We start from the raw sequence: 1,004 nt of genomic DNA, 5'->3' as shown, positions 1-1,004 counted from the left end.
CTGCAGCCGCCGGATCAGCGCGAAGAAGTGCCGCTTGGCTTCCGGCGTCAGCGTCGCCGGAGGCTCGGCGAAGATGAGGATAGAGGAATTGGGGTGAACCGAGCGAGAGAGAGAGAAAAGAGGACGCGGGGCAGAAAAAAGCGTCGCCACCATGGCGTTCGGGTCGACGGGAAAGTTCAGCGATTGCAGGAATTGCTGCGCCGAAATGTAGGTGCCGCGCAGCCGGTTGAGGAACTTTTCGGTGCCGAGATAAAGGTTCTGCGCCACCGTCATCGACGGCACCAAGCTGGTTTCCTGGAACACCATGGCGATACCGGCCTGAAGCGCCGCGTGCGGCGAGGCGTAGGCGATCTCCTGCCCCTTGTGGAACATCTTGCCCGAGGTGGCGTCGACCACACCGGCGATGATCTTGGTCAGCGTCGATTTTCCCGCGCCGTTCTCGCCAAGCAGCGCGTGGATCTCGCCCTTGCGCAGGTCGAAGCTGACATTCTTCACAGCGGGCACGCCGCGGTAGTTCTTGGTGACATTCTCCAGACGGACAATCGGTTCCATCAGAAACCTCCCGTGGCGACGGAAAGGATGCAGTCGCCGCCCCTGGAGGCGATGAACAGAAGACCGTCCTTTTCCGCAACGCTGCAGATGCCATGGCGCGTGCCATTGGCGCGGCTGTGCAGGCTGAATTGCGGCTGCATCTTCTGGTCAAGCCTGACCACCAGCCCGTAGGAGCGGCTCGGCGACCACGGCTTGTGGATGCCCATGGTGCGGATGCCGCCGCATTGCAGCGGCTCGAGGAAGCTGCGGCTGGAGGCCAGCGCTGGCGCGATCCAGTAGGCAGGCGGCACCTGGCTCAGCATGTCCTGACGGTAATGCGTTTCCTGTAGCACGAATTCGATCAGCCGGTTGCGCGGCGCAAACAGGGTCAGCCACGCCCCACCATCGGCGGAAGGTGACAGCCGCGCGGGATAGCCGGGCAGATGCGTCAGAACCGTCGAGCGGCTGCCCGT

Annotated in this window: 1 protein-coding gene and 1 pseudogene; both read right to left on the bottom strand. The window is 63.3% G+C overall.

The genetic code is table 11. From position 1 onward, the window contains the following. Positions 1-552, bottom strand: a 552-nt coding sequence (locus EN984_RS35875) for an ATP-binding cassette domain-containing protein (RefSeq protein WP_164765977.1), incomplete at its 3' end; no start/stop codon positions are given. Next, positions 552-1,004 (bottom strand): annotated as a pseudogene (locus EN984_RS35870) (hypothetical protein); the annotation flags it as partial. The gene EN984_RS35875 and the pseudogene EN984_RS35870, both read right to left, overlap by 1 nt.

Origin of the sequence: Mesorhizobium sp. M7A.F.Ca.CA.004.12.1.1 (assembly GCF_003997835.1) — a bacterium.
In the GTDB taxonomy this organism is placed as follows: domain Bacteria; phylum Pseudomonadota; class Alphaproteobacteria; order Rhizobiales; family Rhizobiaceae; genus Mesorhizobium.
This window is presented reverse-complemented; position numbering and strand designations above follow the sequence as displayed.